General features: G+C 44.0%; 16 protein-coding genes. 9 read left to right on the forward strand and 7 right to left on the reverse strand.

The window, feature by feature from the left end:
- Window positions 1-39: 39 nt before the first annotated feature.
- A complete protein-coding gene (locus RCH20_RS04690) occupies window positions 40-738 on the reverse strand; it encodes an aspartate/glutamate racemase family protein (protein WP_209955344.1) in 699 nt (232 codons plus the stop codon).
- Window positions 739-879: 141 nt separating this feature from the next.
- On the opposite strand from RCH20_RS04690, the gene RCH20_RS04695 reads away from it, so the two are divergent.
- The 3 genes from RCH20_RS04695 (at window position 880) to lspA (ending at window position 5,510) form a co-directional block, all read left to right on the forward strand.
- Window positions 880-1,596: a GntR family transcriptional regulator gene (locus RCH20_RS04695; protein ID WP_209955345.1), complete on the forward strand. Its 717-nt coding sequence runs from the start codon at window positions 880-882 to the stop codon at window positions 1,594-1,596.
- Between the two features lie 439 nt (window positions 1,597-2,035).
- The gene (gene ileS / locus RCH20_RS04700; RefSeq protein ID WP_209955347.1) at window positions 2,036-4,873 is read left to right on the forward strand and encodes an isoleucine--tRNA ligase; all 2,838 of its coding nucleotides are present in this window, start codon (window positions 2,036-2,038) and stop codon (window positions 4,871-4,873) included.
- Window positions 4,866-5,510 carry a signal peptidase II gene (lspA, locus tag RCH20_RS04705; RefSeq protein ID WP_209955349.1) on the forward strand — a complete coding sequence of 215 codons (645 nt, stop codon included), beginning with the start codon at window positions 4,866-4,868 and terminating at the stop codon, window positions 5,508-5,510. Before ileS ends, lspA begins: the two co-directional genes overlap by 8 nt.
- Before the next feature lie 337 nt (window positions 5,511-5,847).
- On the opposite strand, the gene RCH20_RS04710 is transcribed toward lspA, so the two are convergent.
- Window positions 5,848-6,495 (reverse strand): DUF1294 domain-containing protein, encoded by a 648-nt coding sequence (locus RCH20_RS04710; protein ID WP_209955351.1) that lies wholly within the window; start codon window positions 6,493-6,495, stop codon window positions 5,848-5,850.
- A gap of 197 nt (window positions 6,496-6,692) precedes the next feature.
- Here RCH20_RS04710 and RCH20_RS04715 point away from each other — a divergent pair, with 197 nt between their 5' ends.
- Together RCH20_RS04715 and RCH20_RS04720 are read left to right on the forward strand one after the other, a co-directional pair.
- Window positions 6,693-7,190 (forward strand): FKBP-type peptidyl-prolyl cis-trans isomerase, encoded by a 498-nt coding sequence (locus RCH20_RS04715; protein ID WP_209955353.1) that lies wholly within the window; start codon window positions 6,693-6,695, stop codon window positions 7,188-7,190.
- Window positions 7,191-7,247: 57 nt separating this feature from the next.
- Window positions 7,248-8,288 carry an aldo/keto reductase gene (locus RCH20_RS04720; protein ID WP_209955355.1) on the forward strand — a complete coding sequence of 347 codons (1,041 nt, stop codon included), beginning with the start codon at window positions 7,248-7,250 and terminating at the stop codon, window positions 8,286-8,288.
- A 131-nt stretch (window positions 8,289-8,419) separates the two neighbouring features.
- Here the strand turns inward: RCH20_RS04720 and RCH20_RS04725 are convergent, their stop codons facing one another.
- Window positions 8,420-9,217: a lysophospholipid acyltransferase family protein gene (locus RCH20_RS04725; protein ID WP_209955357.1), complete on the reverse strand. Its 798-nt coding sequence runs from the start codon at window positions 9,215-9,217 to the stop codon at window positions 8,420-8,422.
- 495 nt (window positions 9,218-9,712) lie between these two features.
- Between RCH20_RS04725 and hflX the strand changes: the two genes are divergently transcribed.
- From hflX to RCH20_RS04745, 4 genes are all read left to right on the forward strand, one after another.
- On the forward strand, window positions 9,713-11,173 hold the full coding sequence (gene hflX, locus RCH20_RS04730) for a ribosome rescue GTPase HflX (RefSeq protein WP_209955359.1): 1,461 nt from the start codon (window positions 9,713-9,715) through the stop codon (window positions 11,171-11,173).
- 385 nt (window positions 11,174-11,558) lie between these two features.
- Window positions 11,559-11,981 carry a CidA/LrgA family protein gene (locus RCH20_RS04735; RefSeq protein ID WP_327192780.1) on the forward strand — a complete coding sequence of 141 codons (423 nt, stop codon included), beginning with the start codon at window positions 11,559-11,561 and terminating at the stop codon, window positions 11,979-11,981.
- Complete coding sequence (locus RCH20_RS04740; protein ID WP_209955364.1) at window positions 11,978-12,664, forward strand: LrgB family protein; 687 nt, start codon at window positions 11,978-11,980, stop codon at window positions 12,662-12,664. The genes RCH20_RS04735 and RCH20_RS04740 overlap by 4 nt, the downstream gene beginning before the upstream one ends.
- Before the next feature lie 467 nt (window positions 12,665-13,131).
- The gene (locus tag RCH20_RS04745) at window positions 13,132-13,941 is read left to right on the forward strand and encodes a lytic transglycosylase domain-containing protein (protein WP_209955366.1); all 810 of its coding nucleotides are present in this window, start codon (window positions 13,132-13,134) and stop codon (window positions 13,939-13,941) included.
- A 192-nt stretch (window positions 13,942-14,133) separates the two neighbouring features.
- Here the strand turns inward: RCH20_RS04745 and tsf are convergent, their stop codons facing one another.
- The 4 genes from tsf to RCH20_RS04765 all read right to left on the reverse strand — a co-directional run bounded on the left by tsf (window position 14,134) and on the right by RCH20_RS04765 (window position 18,871).
- A complete protein-coding gene (gene tsf, locus RCH20_RS04750; RefSeq protein WP_209955368.1) occupies window positions 14,134-15,018 on the reverse strand; it encodes a translation elongation factor Ts in 885 nt (294 codons plus the stop codon).
- Between the two features lie 322 nt (window positions 15,019-15,340).
- A complete protein-coding gene (gene rpsB / locus RCH20_RS04755; protein ID WP_209955370.1) occupies window positions 15,341-16,204 on the reverse strand; it encodes a 30S ribosomal protein S2 in 864 nt (287 codons plus the stop codon).
- 367 nt (window positions 16,205-16,571) lie between these two features.
- Complete coding sequence (locus RCH20_RS04760) at window positions 16,572-17,831, reverse strand: multidrug effflux MFS transporter (RefSeq protein ID WP_209955373.1); 1,260 nt, start codon at window positions 17,829-17,831, stop codon at window positions 16,572-16,574.
- Between the two features lie 227 nt (window positions 17,832-18,058).
- Complete coding sequence (locus RCH20_RS04765) at window positions 18,059-18,871, reverse strand: crotonase/enoyl-CoA hydratase family protein (RefSeq protein WP_209955375.1); 813 nt, start codon at window positions 18,869-18,871, stop codon at window positions 18,059-18,061.
- Window positions 18,872-19,069: the final 198 nt, after the last annotated feature.

The raw sequence follows: 19,069 nt of genomic DNA on the forward strand, positions 1-19,069 counted from the left end.
TCCTTCCTTGAGAAAACGTCTCGATCAATCTAAGATTACTTAGTTTTGAATGGGTTTCGCGTAAGCACCAATTTTGCTGGTTTTTAGACCACAACCAACTAGAGCCTCAACCATACGAGTGGCAACCGTCACACCATCAATAACAGGAACACCAGTTTCTTGGGTTAACCATTCTGTCAAATCTGCCATGCCCGCACAGCCCAAGACAACGGCTTCGCAATTGTCTTCTTGAATAGCGCGCAAGATCTCATCACGAACTTTTTCACGCGCGCCTGAGCCAGGCTCTTCAAGTGCTAGTACGGGTATTGCGGCAGAACGAACACGTCTGCAGCGATGAGACAAACCATAACCGTGAATAAGTTCCTCAATCACAGGCACAGAACGAGGCAAGGTGGTAACGACACTGAACGACGTTGAAATCATGCTGGCAGCTTTAACTGCCGCTTCACAAATTCCGAGAACTGGACCCGAAAACACTTCGCGACAGGCACCAATACCAGGATCATCAAAGCAAGCAACCACCACTCCATCGATACCGTCTTCTTCAGCTTGCTTCAAGCGCGCAAGTAAACCAGGTACCGACATAGCTTCATCGTGATGCCCTTGAATAGATGCAGGGGCATCAGTCCCAGAAGCCCCAATAATTATGGTACCAGCGCTGGCTTTTTGACGCGCGCTTTCTACGATCTTATCTGTCATAGAAGTCGTCGAATTGGGGTTCATAACTAAGATTTTCATAGAGCCTCACTGTTGATCATAATATTGTTAACAACAACTATATTTTGTTAACAAACAGTATTAATCATTATTGTTAACAAAACAACCGAAAGTTTGCTTTATTTGTTGTGAAGGGGGAGATAGCACACTATAATTGCGGCCATGAATACAATAAAAGCAGAAAAACCAAGCGCTGGAACCGATGAAACCCCTGAACAGGCGATCATAAGCTCAATCACGGCTGCCGTTTCAGAACAGCGTCTACCAGCCGGAACCAAGCTGGGCGAACAGATGCTGAGTGATATTTTTAAATGTAATAGAGCCAATGTTAGGCGCGCACTTTCTACGCTTGCTACTATGCATGTGGTGCAGTTGCAGCCTAATAAAGGGGCTTTTGTCTCAACCCCTTCGCCCAAAGAAGCCTGCGATGTGTTTGAAGCGCGCCGCACGATTGAGCGCACCTTAGCGCGTAGTGTGATAAAAAATGTCTGCCTACAAGACCTCTCTGATATGCGTGATACCATCACCGCTGAGGCTAACGCGCGCGCGCAAGGCGATAAACCAGCAGAGCTGCGCCTATCACGCATATTTCATATGCATCTGGCTAAAATTGCTGACAATCAGGTTCTGGAACGATTCTTGAGCGAACTGACGCTGCGTACTACCTTGATCATTGGACTATACAACAAGGTTGGCTCTTCTAACTGCGCCGAAGATGAACATCTGGGTATCGTACAGGCGCTTGAGGCACACGATGAAGAACGCTTTATCTTATTGATTGATCAGCATTTGAATCATTTAGAGAGTGGTCTTGATTTTCAGCGTTCTGCGACCCCATTCTTTACCCTAGCAGAACAGCTGACCATCACCTCAGACTGAACGATTAAAAAGCACTTTTTGTCTGAGAGTAATGGCCTTTTTGATTCGCTCGACAGTGACTTTTAGGCGGTTTTAAAAAGGACTGATAGCTAAAAAGGACTGATAGCATTAATACCAGCGCCCGTCCATACATTCGCGAGCTTCCTTGATGTGCCATAGCAGACCGCACACATCTCGATATAACAGAAAACATCAACAATACCAACGCCTAGACAAAGAGCTAACGCCAAGCCAGTGCACATCCTTTGCACCAAATGCTGATTGCCTAGCAATCGCTTAATTCTGAGTATCATGTCCCCTATTTTTAGTTAATTATTTATCCTATAATGGGTGGCTTTGATTTTGCTGATCATGCCCACTGGTTCATGAGTCACCATTTAACCTATCAAACCCTAACCATTATCTTTCCATTGTATAAATAAAGACAAAGACGCCGACTATGACCGAATCTATCGACTATAAAGATACTCTAAACCTCGCTGACACCTCCTTTCCAATGCGAGCCAATCTAGCCAAACGCGAGCCGGACTGGCTGAATGCATGGGAAGCGGATGACGTCTATGGCAAAATTCGCCAAGCACGAGATGGTGCGCCTAAATATACGCTGCACGACGGTCCTCCGTACGCTAATGGTCAGATTCACTTGGGCCATGCGGTTAATAAAGTCCTTAAAGACATTATTGTAAAGTCAAAAACTTTATCAGGATTTGATGCGCCTTATGTTCCAGGTTGGGACTGTCATGGTCTGCCTATTGAACAAAAGGTCGAAGCGAAAGTCGGTAAAGTGGGTCAAAAAGTCTCGGCAACAGAGTTTCGTGGCCTTTGCCGTGAGTATGCCAGTAGCCAAGTAGAGCTACAAAAAGCAGACTTTAAGCGCTTGGGCATTTTTGGTGACTGGGATAATCCTTATCTAACCATGAACTTCGCGCAAGAAGCCAATATCGTACGCGCGCTGGCTAAAATTTATGACAATGGTCACGTCACCCGTGGTATGAAGCCAGTAAACTGGTGCTTGGACTGTAGTTCAGCCTTGGCGGAAGCGGAAGTGGAATATCAGGACAAGGTGTCCGATGCCATTTATGTCAGCTTTGACGTGTTAGATAGCAATGAAGTTGCTGCATTTGCTGAACTAACAGACGGTATTGCTGCAGCGATTTGGACCACCACGCCTTGGACCTTGCCTGCCAACCAAGCTATTGCCGTACATCCTGAGCATGACTATAGCGTGGTCGCTACTGAAAAAGGCAACTTACTATTAGCAACCGACTTGATTGATACTGCCTTAGCTGAACTAAGTCTAAGCAATCAAGGAATACTCGCAACGGTATCAGGCCTTGAGCTAGAGGGTCTACACGCCCAGCACCCACTTATCAAGGACCGTCAAATCCCGCTAATTTTAGGCGATCACGTGACTACCGATAGTGGTACAGGTCTAGTCCATACCGCCCCTGGTCATGGTTTAGACGATTATATTGTCGGTCTTAAATACGACTTGCCGGTTGAAAACCCAGTCAGTGGTACTGGCGTTTATTTAAGTACGGCAGCAGTATTCGCCGGCGAGCATATCTATAAAGCCAACCCGCAGATCATTGCTGCCTTGCATGAAAATGGTCATCTCCTTAGTCACACCAAAATTGAACACAGCTATCCGCATTGCTGGCGTCATAAATCACCGATTATCTTTCGGGCGACCCCGCAGTGGTTCATTAATATGGAAACCAATGGATTACGTGAGCGAGCGCTTGCAGATGTGCCATCAGTGAAATGGACCCCTGCCTGGGGACAAAGTCGTATCGAATCTATGTTAAACGGTCGTCCAGACTGGTGTATCTCACGCCAGCGTACTTGGGGCGTACCGATTGCATTCTTTACTCATAAAGAAACCGGTGAGCTGCATCCAAACACCTTGGAGCTAATGGAAGTTGCGGCACAAAGAATTGCTAAAGGTGGCGTGGAGGCCTGGTTTGACGCCAGCTGTGAAGACTTTTTGGGAGAGGACGCTGCTGATTATGATAAAGCCACCGATACGCTAGACGTCTGGTTTGATTCAGGAACGACTCACTTTACAGTACTTGAGCAGCGCGACGAGCTAACCAACCCTGCTGATATTTACCTTGAAGGCTCAGATCAGCATCGCGGTTGGTTCCAGACGTCATTGCTCACTTCTGAAGCGATGTACGAGCGTCCACCCTTTAAGCAAGTATTGACCCATGGTTTTGTGGTTGATGAAAATGGCCGTAAGATGAGTAAATCACTCGGCAATATTATCACGCCGCAAGAAGAGATCAACAAAACTGGTGCAGACATGCTGCGCTTATGGATTGCCTCTAATGACTATCGCTATGAGATGAATGCCGGCAAAACTGCATTCAAAGGTGCGATTGATATGTATCGTCGTATCCGTAATACCTTGCGCTTTTTATTGGCCAATACCGATGACTTCGATCCCGCTATTGATAGTGTCGATATTAATGAATTGGTTAGTCTCGATAAGTTCATTATCGAGCGTGCGCAAACGGTACAAGCAGAAATTATTAATGCTTATGACGCGATGGACTTTCATCAAGTGACTCAGCTTATTACCGCGTTTTGTTCACAAGACTTGGGTAGCTTCTACTTAGATATCATTAAAGATCGTCAGTACACCACTCAAGCAAATGGCCAACCACGCCGTTCCGCGCAAACAGCTATTTATCATATTGCTCAAGCGTTGATTCGTTGGATTACCCCGATTCTATCTTTTACCGCACAAGAAGCATGGGAAGTGCTACACGGTACCGAAGCAAATTCAGCGAATGGTTTTGTATTTACCCAAACCTGGTATGAATTCCCTGAGTTTGAACTCAGTGCCATTAGCAGCGACGATTGGCAGCGCATCATGGTAGCCAAAGATATGGTCAATAAGCATATCGAAACCGCCCGTAGCGACAAATTAATAAACGCTAACTTGTCCGCTGACGCAATTTTATACGCTGGTGGGGCCATGTTCGATAGCTTAGCCAAGCTTGGTGAAGAGCTACGGTTTGTCTTGATTACCAGTAGCGCCACATTGAAGCCAATGGGTGAAGCGCCTGCTGATGCTGAAACAGATAATAATACAGATAGTGCAGATGAGTTGAAAAGCTTAACGGTGACAATCAGCGCTGCCGAGGGTACTAAATGTGTTCGTTGCTGGCATGTGCGTGATGATATCGGCGTAGATTCTGCTCATCCTGAGCTGTGCGCGCGCTGCGTGACTAACGTTAGTGGTAAAGGCGAGGTACGCCATTATGCCTAATTCGTCTGATACACCCAAGCCTAGCGAACACGAGCCACTTGACGACGATAATAGTGCTAAACCACATGCGCCTACTGCTGTCCATGTTACTACCGGCAATTCGATGACTCCTATGAGTCGCTTGGTTAAGACCCCAAAGATGATTGCTAATGGCAGTAAAGCTTTTATGTGGTATCTATTGTCATTAGTGGTGTTGATCCTGGATCAATGGACAAAATGGTTGGCTGAGACCAACCTAACCTTCAATGAGCCCGTGCCGGTTATTGAGCCCATTCTTAACTGGACGCTTGCCTACAACTATGGCGCAGCATTTAGCTTTTTAGCGGATGCAGGCGGCTGGCAAAAGTGGTTTTTTTCGGGTCTAGCACTGGTTATGTCCATATTTTTGATCGGTTATCTCATCAAAGCCCCGCGCCAAGCCAAACTGTTATCTACTGGTCTAGCACTGGTTCTTGGCGGTGCAGTAGGTAATTTAATTGACCGCTTATTGCATGGCCATGTCATCGACTTTATCCATGTGCACTATCAAAACGACTGGCATTATCCGATCTTTAATATTGCCGATATGGGTATTAGTATTGGGGTGATATTAATTATCATTGATATGCTGTTTTTGGAAAAGAAGCGACACAGCTAACGTTAATTAACCAAAATTAGTCCCAAAAAAACCCCATTATAGAATGCTATGGCGGGGTTTTGGTATTAGCAGCACAGTTGCCTATAATAAAAGGCTTAAAGAAAAAATTTCAAGTATAGTTAAAATACCTTAAAAACGCGACGGTACTGCTGGTATAGGCTTTTTGCAGCCTCTGTCTGCGTAGGCACAGCAAGCAAGAAAAACTTATGCCAGCAGTAGGTTGTGTATCGATATTACTTTTCATTGACTATACTATAATTTAATAAAATGCTCTTTAAAAGTAGATAGTTTACAGTAATGTCCTCTAAAGTAAGCAATATTATAGGAGTAATGGCTCTCAAAAAGGCAAGCCATCCTCCTTGATTAACAACACCAATAGCCCCGCCAAATTAATCAACACCGTCAAATAATAAGTCATTCGGAATTCAGGCTTTTGTGACTTATGGCGCAAGTAATTCTGCGCGACCATTGCCCCAACCCAACCACCAAGCGCACTTAAAACATGCAAAGTAGATTCAGGGGTACGCCAATCGCGACTTTGCGCCGCGGCTTTGTCTTTGGCATACATCATATAAGTGATTAGTCCTAATACTACGTACCAGCCCACTACTAACCAGCTCAGTTTATTCGTGACTGCCAGTAATATCAGTACCGCATAAAAGCCAACACCGAGAAATGAACGTTTTTTCTGCCCCGCTTCAAAGTCCGCTTGCGCGCTTCGTTTTTGGTTGCGTTGACGGATTTGCTTATTCTTTTGCGCCATTTGTTGCTGAATAAAGCCAAGCTGTTGTACTTGTCGTGCCTGCAGTCGCCCTTGACTATCTTGTCCGATAGTAAAAACCACTTGCTCACCGACATCAGGACGACATGGTGCTTTAAACTCACTAATATGAAAAAACACCGACTCGCCATCTTCAGTTTCAATAAAGCCAAAACCTTTATCCGCTTGCCATTTGCTAATAATACCCTGTTGTTTGGTGTTCATGCTTACCTGCTTTTCTTATCATTAGCGGTCATCGACTATCATTATAGCCTTTTTAGTTGCCCATAAAAAAAGCCAAGAGCAGACTCTCAACTATTTTTAATCCTGATAACCACATAATCGGGTGTAATCAACGGATTATGCTAAACTATTTAACGTGTTGATCCCTCTAATCCTATTGAATAAATAATGTGACCACTATGACTGAATCTCAATTTATCAATCCTAATGAAGACACCCGTATCAGTTATGGCAGCCTCGTTAAGCTGCATTTCGAAGTAACACTCGAGAACGGTACTATTGTTGACTCCACCTTTAGCCGTGATGCCCCAGTGACTCTGACTATCGGTGACGAAAGCTTATTGCCCGGTTTTGAGAAAGTACTAATGAACTTGCGCGCTGGCGATACACGTTCGGCCCATCTTGATCCTGAGCAGGCATTTGGCGACTGGAATCCTGATAATATCCAGCATTTTAGCCGTACTAAATTTGCACTGGTCGCAGACGATCCAGAAATTGGTATGATGATAGAATTTGAAGACAAGGGCAAAAACACCTTGCCTGGTACGATTACTGCTATCGATGACGATGAGGTAGAAGTTGATTTTAATCACCCACTTGCTGGTCAATCAGTGCTATTTAAAGTTAAGATATTTAAAGTAACGCCGCCTGGTGTGACGGGTATACAACTCGTATAACTATTAAGCGACCACCATGAAAATACACTTGTAAATAGAACGAAAAAGGACACTCGCATGCAATATCAAACACTGCCACAAATCGATGAAAAAGTCTCTAAAATTTGCTTGGGCACTATGACTTGGGGTCAGCAGAATACCGAAGATCAAGCGCATGCGCAAATGGATTTGGCACTGGCAGAAGGGGTCAACTTTTGGGATACTGCTGAGATGTACCCTTCACCACCTGATAAAGACAAGCAAGGCGATACCGAGCGCTTTATGGGTACCTGGTTTAGCAAGACCAAACAGCGCGATAAAGTGATTTTAGCTAGCAAAATATCACCGATGAGTTTTTTACGTGGGGGTCAAACGCGTTATACCGCTAAACAAATTAGCGCAGCGATTGATGATAATTTGCAGCGTTTACAAACAGATTATATCGATATTTATCAGCTGCATTGGCCAGAACGCAAAGCGAACTTCTTTGGTCAACGGGGTTATGACGAAGATATGGCGACACAGCCTTTAGAAGACTTAACGTCATTTTTGGAGACTATCTCTGCTTTAAATGATGAAATCAAAAAAGGCCGTATTCGTTCTTATGGACTATCGAACGACACTGCTTGGGGTCTCATGCGTTATCTATGGGAAGCGGATAAGAATAATTTAATTGCGCCTATTACTATTCAAAATCCGTACAGCTTACTCAACCGTCTATATGAAGTAGGATTAGCAGAAATATCGCACCGTGAGAATGTTGGTCTACTGGCCTACTCGCCACTGGGCTTCGGGGTGCTATCAGGTAAATATCTAGATGGTAAACGTCCAGCGGGTGCCCGCCTAACCGAATATGATCGCTTTGATCGTTACGCTAATGAGCAAGCAAAATCCGCTACGGTTCAGTATGCCAAGATTGCTGCTGACGCAGGGCTTGATATGGCACAGATGGCGCTATCCTTTGTTAATTCGCGCTCGTTTGTCACTAGCAACATTATTGGTGCAACCAGTATCGAGCAACTACAATCTAACATTGACAGTATCAGTCTGACCTTGAGCTCAGACGTACTTGAGGCTATTGAAGCGGTACATATGCAGCATCCTAACCCGTCACCATAGGCCTACACTACTGCCACTTTCAAAGTTTATTCTTGACATAAAAAAAGCGCAAATCATAAGAATTTGCGCTTTTTTAGTATTGACTGAATGGTTGGAAGGGTATGACTTATAAAGCCGATGCTGATACCTTATTAGCTGGCAGTGTTAGTTAGTACGCGTGCATGCAGCTCTACTAGGCCTTCTTGCATACGCTGCTGTAGCAGATTGGTCAGCTCACTTTTTGTATGACCGTTTGGATCTAATGGCGCAAGTGGCAGCACATAAGCAGTCACATTTTTACTATCTAGTACCCGTTTTAGGCTATCTTTCATCGTCTGTTTGCCATAATAAGGTAACTCTTTACTTAAAGTACCATCCTTATTGACGTAGCACAGTACTATCGGCTGAATAGGTACGCTAGCATCTATTGCCGCTTGTAGCAGGGTGCCATGAATCCGTCTCACCTTTGTACCATCTGAGGTCGTTGCTTCAGGGAAAAATATCACCGAATAGCCTTCATTCAAAAAGCTAGTAAGTTGCGTCGATACCGCGCTTACATCACCAGAACCGCGCTGAATGAATAAAGTCCCTGCTGCTTGCACCAGCTTACCAAATATAGGCCAATCCCCAATCTCTGCCTTTGATAAGAAAAACGCCGGACTCACACTACCAGTCACAGGAATATCCATCCATGAGACGTGGTTAGAGACCCAAAGACCATGGTGCTGTGGTACAGGCTCGACTTCAACTATCTTGACCCCAAAGGAGCCGGCCATTTTACGGCAAAAGGTCTGAATATAGCGTGGTAGCTTTTCACGTGGCGGCTGACGAAAGGCGCCGATACGCTGGGCGGTGCGCATGCCGCCAGCAATAGTGGTGGTCATGCCAGCAATTTGTTTGCCGCGGCCTAATTGCTTTTTAAGTGAAAAGCCTGGCTTAGATTGGCTCATCTGCGTCCCTCGTTATTGGATGACTGTGCTGTTTTGCCTATGACGTTAAATCATAAACAAGTTTTATTTGTGGCTAAGAGTTACTTAAAATTACTGTCTTAGAAAATCTTTCATTTAGAAAGTTGTCAGTTTAGAAGGCCACTATCTTAACGAAAAAAACGCGGTAAGTATAACAAAATTCTGTCAGTCAGTGACTATTTGTTCACTCAGTCACGATTAACAGATTGCTATTACCTATTGTTTAGGTAGGCATGGCTTAGCTTATACTTTTTTATCGTCAGAACATCTGATTTTAATGATGATAAACTTAGTAGCAGCCTATTTGCTAATCAGAGCTGTAACATAAAATCATCGCTAATTGTGCCAATACGCTTTAATATCAAGTGATAGGACCTCATATAGATGGTCATCTGAACGCTATTGTTATAATAGATTTTAATGGAATTTATGCATTCACAGTAGCGATTTATTTACTTTATACATAGGTGATACTCTTTGGAATATTTTGGAAGACAAAAAGGTGGCGAACGCGCCATTATAGTACATTTGGACATTCGTCAAATACAAGACCCTGATGATTTGAACGAGTTTGAATTATTGGCAGATTCGGCAGGGGCAGATCGTTTGGCCCTAGTAACTGGCTCACGCTCAAGACCTGATGCCAGATACTTTGTTGGTAGTGGTAAAGCGGAAGAAATCGCTGAACTGGTTCGGGAACACGATGCCGATATTGTTCTTTTTAACCATAGCTTATCGCCATCACAAGAACGTAACCTCGAAGCCTTGGTTAAATGCCGAGTACTCGATCGCACCGGTCTGATTTTGGATATTTTTGCCCAGCGTGCGCGTACTCACGAAGGTAAACTGCAGGTCGAGCTGGCGCAGCTCAATCACTTATCGACACGTTTGGTACGTGGTTGGACGCATTTGGAACGTCAAAAAGGGGGTATCGGCCTGCGCGGTCCTGGTGAGACTCAACTAGAGACTGACCGCCGCTTACTGCAAACACGGGTGATTCAACTCAAATCCAAACTTGATAAGGTAAGACAAACGCGCGCTCAAGGTCGGGCAAGACGCCAAAAATCAGACGTACCGACTATCTCGCTAGTGGGTTATACCAATGCGGGCAAGTCTACTCTGTTTAATCGTTTGGTCGATGAGAATATCTATGCTGCAGATAAATTGTTTGCGACTTTAGACCCCACTTTACGCCGTTTAGATTGGCAAGGTGTTGGCCGAGTGGTACTAGTCGATACCGTCGGTTTCGTACGTCACCTACCGCATGAACTGGTCGAATCTTTTCACGCAACTTTGGAAGAAACGCTAGAGGCAGATCTATTGCTACATGTCATCGATTCCGCCAGTGAAGATATGCATGAGCAAATTCAAGCGGTAAAAGATGTGTTGGCCGAAATTGACAATAATGTGCCAGTACTCAACATCTATAACAAGATTGATTTAACGGATGAGCCCGCCCATATTGGTTATGCAAGCGAGGGTCAACCTAATCGTGTTTATGTCTCTTCTAAAGACAATCTGGGCATGGAAGAGCTGTCATTAGCCGTGCAGCAACTGCTTACCGGTACGCTGACCACCTTTGATTTGACCCTACCTTATAATGCAGGTCAGTTCAAAAACACCTTGTACGAGCTGGGCGTTATTCAAGAAGAGAGCTATGATGATACCGGCCATGAGCGTTTGACCATTCGCTTGCCAAGTGACCGGCTCAGACAGCTATTAGGTCAAGCAGACTTATCGCCACTAGATGTATTGCCTCTCGCACAAGCAACGTTATTGTTGCCGGTTTTAGAACCGTTTGAACAAAAAGATGACAATGCAAAAAGTGAGACAGATGAAGTTGAAGAGCTATTAACTGAAGACGGTTATCTAGCAGAAGAACCAGTGGCTGGCCTTGATTCTGAGCCAAAATCAGCATTGTCTGATCCGCAGGACTAATTGCTTTATTTATCAGTCATTAATCAAAAAATAACTGCTTTAGCCAAATAAAGGGCCATCTGTATTTGCTAGCGCTTAGCCACTACAGATGGCCCTTTACGCTATAATGATTGGCATTAACAATCTTTTCTCAATCAAAACATTGACCGTCATAATACCCTCTAGCTATCAGGTCGGGTTTGTTCGTTTATATATGATGTATATAATCTGCTGAAGGTCACCATTAAAATCAATAACAGTCGTTACCGACTGCTCATTACAGCTGTTTAATTGTCATTATAATAGTCTAAAACATGGTCTTCTGCGCCAATGACGTATACCCTGTGTTACTAAGAATATTAAATTAATATCGCCTTATTGATTATGAACTTGGCAAGGACTGTTTATGAAGCCCACCTCCTTATCCAAACTGCCCGTATGGCTAGCTGTAATCTTAACGCTGATTATGGTAATCCTAGTACGTGAATCAGCAGTCGTTATCTGTCAATTATTAGGCATGGCAAAAGCTGCCAATGTGGTTGGCATGGTAGCGATGTTTTTAATATTAATAACTTGGCGCATGGTCAAAGGCTTACCCATTTGGCTGACCAGGGCCAGTAATATACTATTAGTAGACAGTGGTTTTGCCTTTTTACCAGTATCAGCTGGCGCAGGCTTGCTATTATTTGCCTTAGGTGACGAGCTATGGGGCGTGATCCTAACCATGGCAATTAGTACGCTAATACCACTTTGGGGCCTAGCGTTACTTTCTAATCGTTGGCTTAGTAATACTGTCGATACTGACACTAAGCGTAAGGGGCAATCATGAGTTTTGATAATGTTATCATTGCCACTATTGCTGCTATCTTGGTGACGTTGGCGGCGCACGTATCTGCTCGCGTTTTAGCAAAAAAGTTATCAGGGCTACCGATGGTAATCACCGCCATCGCACTGGTTGTGTTATTTTTATTTATTCTACAGTGGGACTATAATGAATACTACGACGTTGCTAAGCCGATATTTGACCATCTTTTAGGCTATGTGACCGTCCTGCTGGCCATACCGCTGGCAGCGATGAACTTCAAAGGCCTACCAGTAAAGCGTCTGTCGATAATCGTGTTAATAGCCAGTGTTATTGGTGCCCTATTACCGATGTCGCTCGCTTATCTGTTCTCACTGAGTAATGACACTATATTAGCGTTTGCTACCCGCTCAGTGACCACACCGATTGGTCTGAGTATCGCCAGCCTCATCCAAGCGCCACTGGCTATGGCCAACTTAATCATCATTGTCTCAGGATTAATAGGCGGCACTTTAGCTCGGTTCTTATTCCACGGGGTCAACGATGATCGTGCCAAAGGTTTGGCCTTAGGTTTGGCCGCTCATGCTTTTGGTACAGTAGAAGCATGGCAAATTAGCCATACTGCTGGACGTTATGCCGCCTTTGGCTTGGCCGTTAATGGCTTGGTCACCGCCGTTTGGGTACCTATATTCATCAGCGCGCTTACCTGATCAATCCATTCAACCCAGTATTTTTGCTGGCCTCTAAGAAAACCCCTACAGCCACAGATTCGTCAGCCATAATAAAGCGTAGCCTCTGCTGCGCCGACTTGTGTTGGTAGTATTCTGGACTGACAATATTTATCTACATAATACTCATTTACACAATATCAATCTGTACAGTATCCCTCTAAACTACAGAGATGATAATGTTAGGGTTTTGATTTATATCAATTTTTTAACCAGTTAAAAGTTAACTGGTCTAGATTTATAGGCAATCAGATGGGGCTAAAATACAATTTATGGTATAGTGAACAACTATTATCTTTTGTATTTATTGTCAGTGGTTTCTTATTAGACGTGAGTTTTGCCAGTTTTGTATATCAAAACCAGATAGCCTCGCTAACCGCTTTAAAGGCTAAATTAATGCGCCTGTAGGCAAAGAGATTTGCTATTATTCGATAAAAAGTGATACCTCTATGATGACTGTTGCACCCCTATTTTACCGCTGGCTGTCTCCTATCTTATTGACTGCTGTCGCCCTGTCTACTTTGTCTGTTACTGCTCAGGCCGGTAATATGTATATTTATAAGGACAAGGGAGGACAAGTACTGCTCACCAATGTCAGCCCCAGTGGCAACTTTGATAAATTTACTAAAAAAGTAAAAGTCACCTACTATAAAGACTCAAACAATTACGATAGCAGCAGCAACGGCTATAACAATGATAATTATGGCAATAGTAGCGCGAGTAAAAGCGGTAGCCGTAATTCCTATGATGATTATATCCGTACCTCTGCAGAACGTCATGGTGTTGATCCTGGGCTGATGAAAGCCATGATGCACACTGAATCTTCATTCAATCCCAATGCTCGCTCTCCTGTTGGTGCACAAGGCTTAATGCAATTAATGCCAGCGACCGCACGTCGCTTTAAAGTCAGCAATGCCTGGAATCCTGCCGAAAATATCGAGGGTTCAGCCAAGTATATCGCCTGGCTGATGCGCCGCTTTAATAATAACGTCGAGTTTGCCATTGCTGGTTACAACGCTGGTGAAGGTAACGTCGACAAATATAACGGTATTCCCCCTTTTAAAGAGACCCGCAACTACGTCAAAAGTGTCATGAGTCGCTATCATAGCTTGTACAAAAATGACTCAGGGCTATCTAGTCGCGCCACAAGCGCCAGCAATACCGCTACTAATAATGGCATGCAGGCAGTTAGTTATGGGACTATTAACAATAGTGGTAGTGCCAGTTATGCCAACTCAGCTTATGCCGCTTTACGCTAATATTAATGGCTAAAAGCTCAGCGTAAACAGCAGACACAAAAAAGCCCGTTAGATAAATAACGGGCTTTTTTGTGTTTGGTCACTTTATACTTTTGCCACATCGCTTATATTACAGCATTAAATATAAAGCAAACCTACAAGTACCCAATTAGAAACCCTAATCAGCACTTACTTTAAAGACGACTTGAAAACTTACTGGTTAGCTAATGCTTGAGTAGCAGCAACTTCAGCAGCGAAGTCTTCTTGCTTTTTCTCAATGCCTTCGCCGACTTCTAAACGTTTAAAGCCTAGCACTTTTACGCCTTCCGCTTTTAGTACGTCGCCAACTTTTTTCTCGTTGTCCATGACGTATGGTTGACGTAGCAAAGTAACTTCGTCTAGGTACTTACGTAGGCCACCTTCAATCATTTTTTCAACGATGTTATCCGGCTTGCCAGATTCTTTTGCTTTGGCTTCGATGATGTCTTTTTCGCGTGCTAGGACATCAGCAGCAACGTCGTTGTCATCTACCGCAACTGGGTTGAATGCAGCGATATGCATGGCAAGGTTTTTGCCAGTGTCTGCACCACCACCTTCAAAAGAGACGACCACACCAATACGTAGACCATGGCGGTACGCGGCGATATTATTGCCTTCGAGAGTCTCAACGCGACGCAACTGAATGTTTTCACCGATTTTTTGTACTAGTGAGACACGAGCTTCTTCAACGGTTTGACCATCGCCATAAGGCAATTCAGAGATAGCAGCAACATCAGTAGTATTGTTTTCTAATGCAATATTGGCTACTTTTTCTGCAAACGCAGTGAAGCTATTGTCTTTTGCGACAAAGTCAGTTTGACAGTTAACTTCTACTAGGAAGGCTTTATTTTCGCCTTGAACAATAATAATAGCGCCATCAGCAGCAATGTTACCGGCTTTTTTGGCCGCTTTTGCTTGGCCAGACTTACGTAGGTTATCAATGGCAGTTTCGACATCACCGTTTGATTCTTCTAACGCTTTTTTACATTCCATCATGCCAAGACCAGTACGGTCGCGCAATTCTTTTACCATTTTGGCAGATACTTTTACTTCTGTCATAAGAGTTACCTTAGTATTGTTATGTATGGGAGTGCTTAACTTCTATTTGAGATCGTATTGTTGATGTAAACTTAATAAGATTGCTCATCGTCAGCGGATATTTAGAAGAGCTACCGCTATAGATATAGCGCTTGCTATTATAGACGATAATACTCGTCCATTAGCGGCTCGATCACTGATAGCTAATCCATCAACAACAAGGCATGACGAGTAAAACTACATCATGCCTTGTCCGAGATTTTATGCTGTTACTAACGTTATATGGATGCTGATAAGTAAATTATCAAGTCAGCCTTTTGTTTATGACGTTAGGTGCTGAAGCCTATAGGTCAGCTTGTGCTTCTGCTGGTGCTTTTACGGCAGATGCTTCTGCTGACTGTTCGGTAGCAGCTGGTGCTTCTTCAGTAGCTGGTGCTTCTTGCTCAGCAGCAACAGGCGCTTGTTCTGCAGCCTGTTCTTGGTCAGCGCCACCACTTGCTTGAGTTTGTGCATACTCTTTGCCAGCGATAATGGCATCAGCCATAGCAGTGACATATAGGGTCACGGCACGGATAGCATCATCGTTTGCTGGGATGATGTAGTCAACGTTATCTGGGTTAGAGTTAGTATCAACGATACCAATAACTGGGATACCTAGATTTTTGGCTTCTTTAATTGCGATCGCTTCATGATCCACGTCAACGACGAAGATAGCGTCAGGTAGGCCGCCCATGTCTTTGATACCGCCCAATGAACGCTCAAGTTTTTCCATGTCGCGGGTACGCTCTAGCGCTTCACGTTTGGTTAACTTAGCGAAAGTACCGTCTTCTGCTTGTTTTTCAAGCTCTTTTAGACGATTGATTGACTGACGTAGGGTTTTCCAGTTAGTCAACATGCCACCTAACCAGCGATGGTCAACATAAGGCATACCAGCGCGAGCTGCTTGTTCACGGATAACGCCACTGGCTGCGCGTTTAGTACCAACGAACAATACTTTGTTTTTCTTGCTAGCTAGATTGTTTACGTAGTTTAGCGCTTCATTGAAGGCTTTTACGGTGTGCTCTAAGTTAATAATATGAATTTTGTTACGCGCACCAAAGATATATGGACCCATTTTTGGGTTCCAGAAACGTGTTTGGTGACCAAAGTGAGCGCCGGCTTGTAGTAAGTCGCGCATTGCAATTTGAGTTGGATTTTGATTAGCCATGTAAAATTCCTTGGTGTTGGGTTATGCCTCCACATCACAAAAACTGCCTATTCAGCGATACGCATCTGCTGGCGATAAAAGCTTTGCTAGCCTAATACCGTGCTGTCGCAAATTAATCAAGTCGCCGAACACCCAGCAATTTTTTACCATGATGTGTGTGTCATTGGTTGGTTAAAAAAAGAGCTATCGTTTAACTTTCAACTAAATGTTCAAAATCAAACTATAAACCAGATTCTAGAACAGGTTCTAAAACGGATTATAGAAATAGCTGGGCTGTATTTTATCATAAAATCTTTAAGTACTGCCAGTGTTATTATTGCTCATGAGTCTGATATGGATACGGCGAGCAAGGGTAAAACCCTCTACATTACTCAGCATCATCAAGATTCAAATTACGATCGATACGCCAAATCAAGAAACAGCCTAGACTCATCAGCATAAACATAGTAATACCAATTTTGAGTACTGTATTGACCGGAAATAGGTTCAGTAGTAAACCACCAAAGAGACCCACCGAAAACATCAGCGAGCCTTGTAGCGCACTGGCCATACCAGCACGGCGTTTTTGAAACGCCAGCGCAATAGCGGACGCGTTTGGCTGCGTTAAACCGAGACCGGAGATACAAAGGAAGATGCAGATTAATACTAGGGGCAGCCACGCATCACTACCGAAAATAAGACCCAATACAAACAACCCTGCCGAAGCAACGACTTGCATGGCAGCGCCAAAGCGCAATATGCTGAGAATACGGAAACGGTTGGTCAGCCATTGATTGAGCTGGGTCAAAGCTACAAAACCTGCCGCATTCATCCCAAAAATCCAACCAAAATGAGTGGATGAAATACCATAATTATCCATCAATAGCTCAGAGGCTGCACTGATATAGACAAACATCGCGCCCATCAACAAGCCGCCACCAATCGCTGGGTAATTAAAAGTCGGATCTTTTAACAAGTCCCAATATTGACTGAGTACTTCCTTAACTGGGCGGACATTGCGGTTTTCTTCCGTTAGGGTTTCGAAGAAAAATAGCTTAGTCAGTATTAAATTGAGCGTGCCAAAAGCCGCTAAAAACCAGAATATAGAATGCCAGCTAAAGAACCGTAGGAATAATGCGCCAAGCGATGGTGCTAATATTGGTGCCAAGCCCATGACCAGTATCATAATAGAAAACGCTTTTGCGGTTTGTCTAGCAGTGAGGCGATCTCGAATCGCGGCGCGAGTAACGACAGCCCCCACACATGCCCCCAGTGCTTGCAGGGTACGTCCCGCAAACAGCACATATTCATTATTAGTGGTCGCGCAAAGGATGGAGGCGATGACATATAAGGTCATACCAAAATATAGAGGTTTAACACGGCCAATACGATCACTCAATGGACCATAAAACAACTGGCCAAATACCAAACCAACAAAATAGGCAGGCACAGAGTTGGCAATAAAGGCAGTCGGCACGCCGAAGCTGGCGGCCATCTCTGGTAGCGCTGGCAAATACATATCGATAGATAAAGGCCCAACGGCGACAATGAGCCCTAGCATCATAATCCAGGCGACTGGTAGATCTGATGAACGTACACGAGTGGGGGCAGAAGATTGATTGGGCGGGATAGATTTTGGAGCAGACATGTCTCAGACCATTTTATATAAGGGTTATTATTGTTAGTTTTTATTCGCTGATATAATTATAAGCAATATAAGAAAGGAGCGTCATAAAGCAACATCGCATAGACGCGAACGTACAATAGCAGACAGTGTTATATCGTACTGTCTGCTAGCATTTCAACGAGTAGCTGAAGTTCGGTAAGTAGAATTTACGTAAAAGCTACGGTTTCACATCTTTAGATGCACTTAGATTAGTGGAACTGACGTTTTGTAAATAGAGTTCCCGCTGCCTTCGCCTTTTTTACGGCAAGTTTACGGTTACGCCCTAGCATCAATTTTAACTGCCAAGCTTTTTCTTTATATAAGGTAGTTGGTGCTTGCTGATACATGGCATTCACAATACGCTTACTTGCTAGCACTGCATCGGGGGAACGCTGCGCAAACTCAATAGCGAGCTGTTGCGCGTGCTGTAATGGTGATTCGCTACAATGGCTGATAAGACCTAATTTCTGACCTTGCTGTGCATCAATGGTACGGGCACTCATGGCCAACTCTTTTAATACGTCTACGCGCACAACCCCAAGCGCTGACTGGGTTAACCCCATATCAGGGACTAGCCCCCACTTCGCTTCCATAATAGACAGCTTACAATCAGGGCTACTGATACGCACATCGCACGCTAACGCCAGTTGTAAGCCTGCACCGATACAATGCCCTTCTAACACAGCGATAACTGGAATAGGCAGATCTCGCCAGACCAGACAGACTCGCTGAAACAAACTTTGACTCGGCTTAACCAGTTCCCATAATGCATAAGCTTGATTTTTGGGTTGGTTTAGGTCACTTAAATCGACACCCGCACAAAACGTGCCTTCAGCACCATTAATAATGACTGCACGTAGTTTTTTGTCTTTGCAGATACGCCCCGCAACTGCAATCAGCTCATGCATCATCTCAAAACTCATCGCGTTTTTTTTCTGTGGACGATTTAAACTGATGGTCAAGATATCTTGGGTCATACTAACTTGTAGGGTTTGATATTGATAGGCGGCGATAGCGTGCATAACACTCCTTAATAACGGTAAAACGACCATCAAGGTCAATAAAATAAATAGTAAAATGAGGATCACTATTGTGATGATTATGAAGATAGCTAGGGTCAGTTCAAAATAAAAGAGAGTCGTTCATAACAATATGCTACCGATGTATTTTTTTGCTTGCTGTTCACAATCATGACAAAGGCTGCAAAAAATTCATACCAG

The sequence above is a fragment of the Psychrobacter sp. PL15 genome (assembly GCF_035984995.1).
Lineage (GTDB): Bacteria > Pseudomonadota > Gammaproteobacteria > Pseudomonadales > Moraxellaceae > Psychrobacter.

Coding starts and splice junctions, on each gene's coding strand:
- RCH20_RS04690 (WP_209955344.1), bottom strand. CDS start 738: ATGAAAATCTTAGTTATGAACCCCAATTCGACGACTTCTATGACAGAT.
- RCH20_RS04695 (WP_209955345.1), top strand. CDS start 880: ATGAATACAATAAAAGCAGAAAAACCAAGCGCTGGAACCGATGAAACC.
- ileS (WP_209955347.1), top strand. CDS start 2,036: ATGACCGAATCTATCGACTATAAAGATACTCTAAACCTCGCTGACACC.
- lspA (WP_209955349.1), top strand. CDS start 4,866: ATGCCTAATTCGTCTGATACACCCAAGCCTAGCGAACACGAGCCACTT.
- RCH20_RS04710 (WP_209955351.1), bottom strand. CDS start 6,495: ATGAACACCAAACAACAGGGTATTATTAGCAAATGGCAAGCGGATAAA.
- RCH20_RS04715 (WP_209955353.1), top strand. CDS start 6,693: ATGACTGAATCTCAATTTATCAATCCTAATGAAGACACCCGTATCAGT.
- RCH20_RS04720 (WP_209955355.1), top strand. CDS start 7,248: ATGCAATATCAAACACTGCCACAAATCGATGAAAAAGTCTCTAAAATT.
- RCH20_RS04725 (WP_209955357.1), bottom strand. CDS start 9,217: ATGAGCCAATCTAAGCCAGGCTTTTCACTTAAAAAGCAATTAGGCCGC.
- RCH20_RS04735 (WP_327192780.1), top strand. CDS start 11,559: ATGAAGCCCACCTCCTTATCCAAACTGCCCGTATGGCTAGCTGTAATC.
- RCH20_RS04740 (WP_209955364.1), top strand. CDS start 11,978: ATGAGTTTTGATAATGTTATCATTGCCACTATTGCTGCTATCTTGGTG.
- RCH20_RS04745 (WP_209955366.1), top strand. CDS start 13,132: ATGATGACTGTTGCACCCCTATTTTACCGCTGGCTGTCTCCTATCTTA.
- tsf (WP_209955368.1), bottom strand. CDS start 15,018: ATGACAGAAGTAAAAGTATCTGCCAAAATGGTAAAAGAATTGCGCGAC.
- rpsB (WP_209955370.1), bottom strand. CDS start 16,204: ATGGCTAATCAAAATCCAACTCAAATTGCAATGCGCGACTTACTACAA.
- RCH20_RS04760 (WP_209955373.1), bottom strand. CDS start 17,831: ATGTCTGCTCCAAAATCTATCCCGCCCAATCAATCTTCTGCCCCCACT.
- RCH20_RS04765 (WP_209955375.1), bottom strand. CDS start 18,871: ATGCACGCTATCGCCGCCTATCAATATCAAACCCTACAAGTTAGTATG.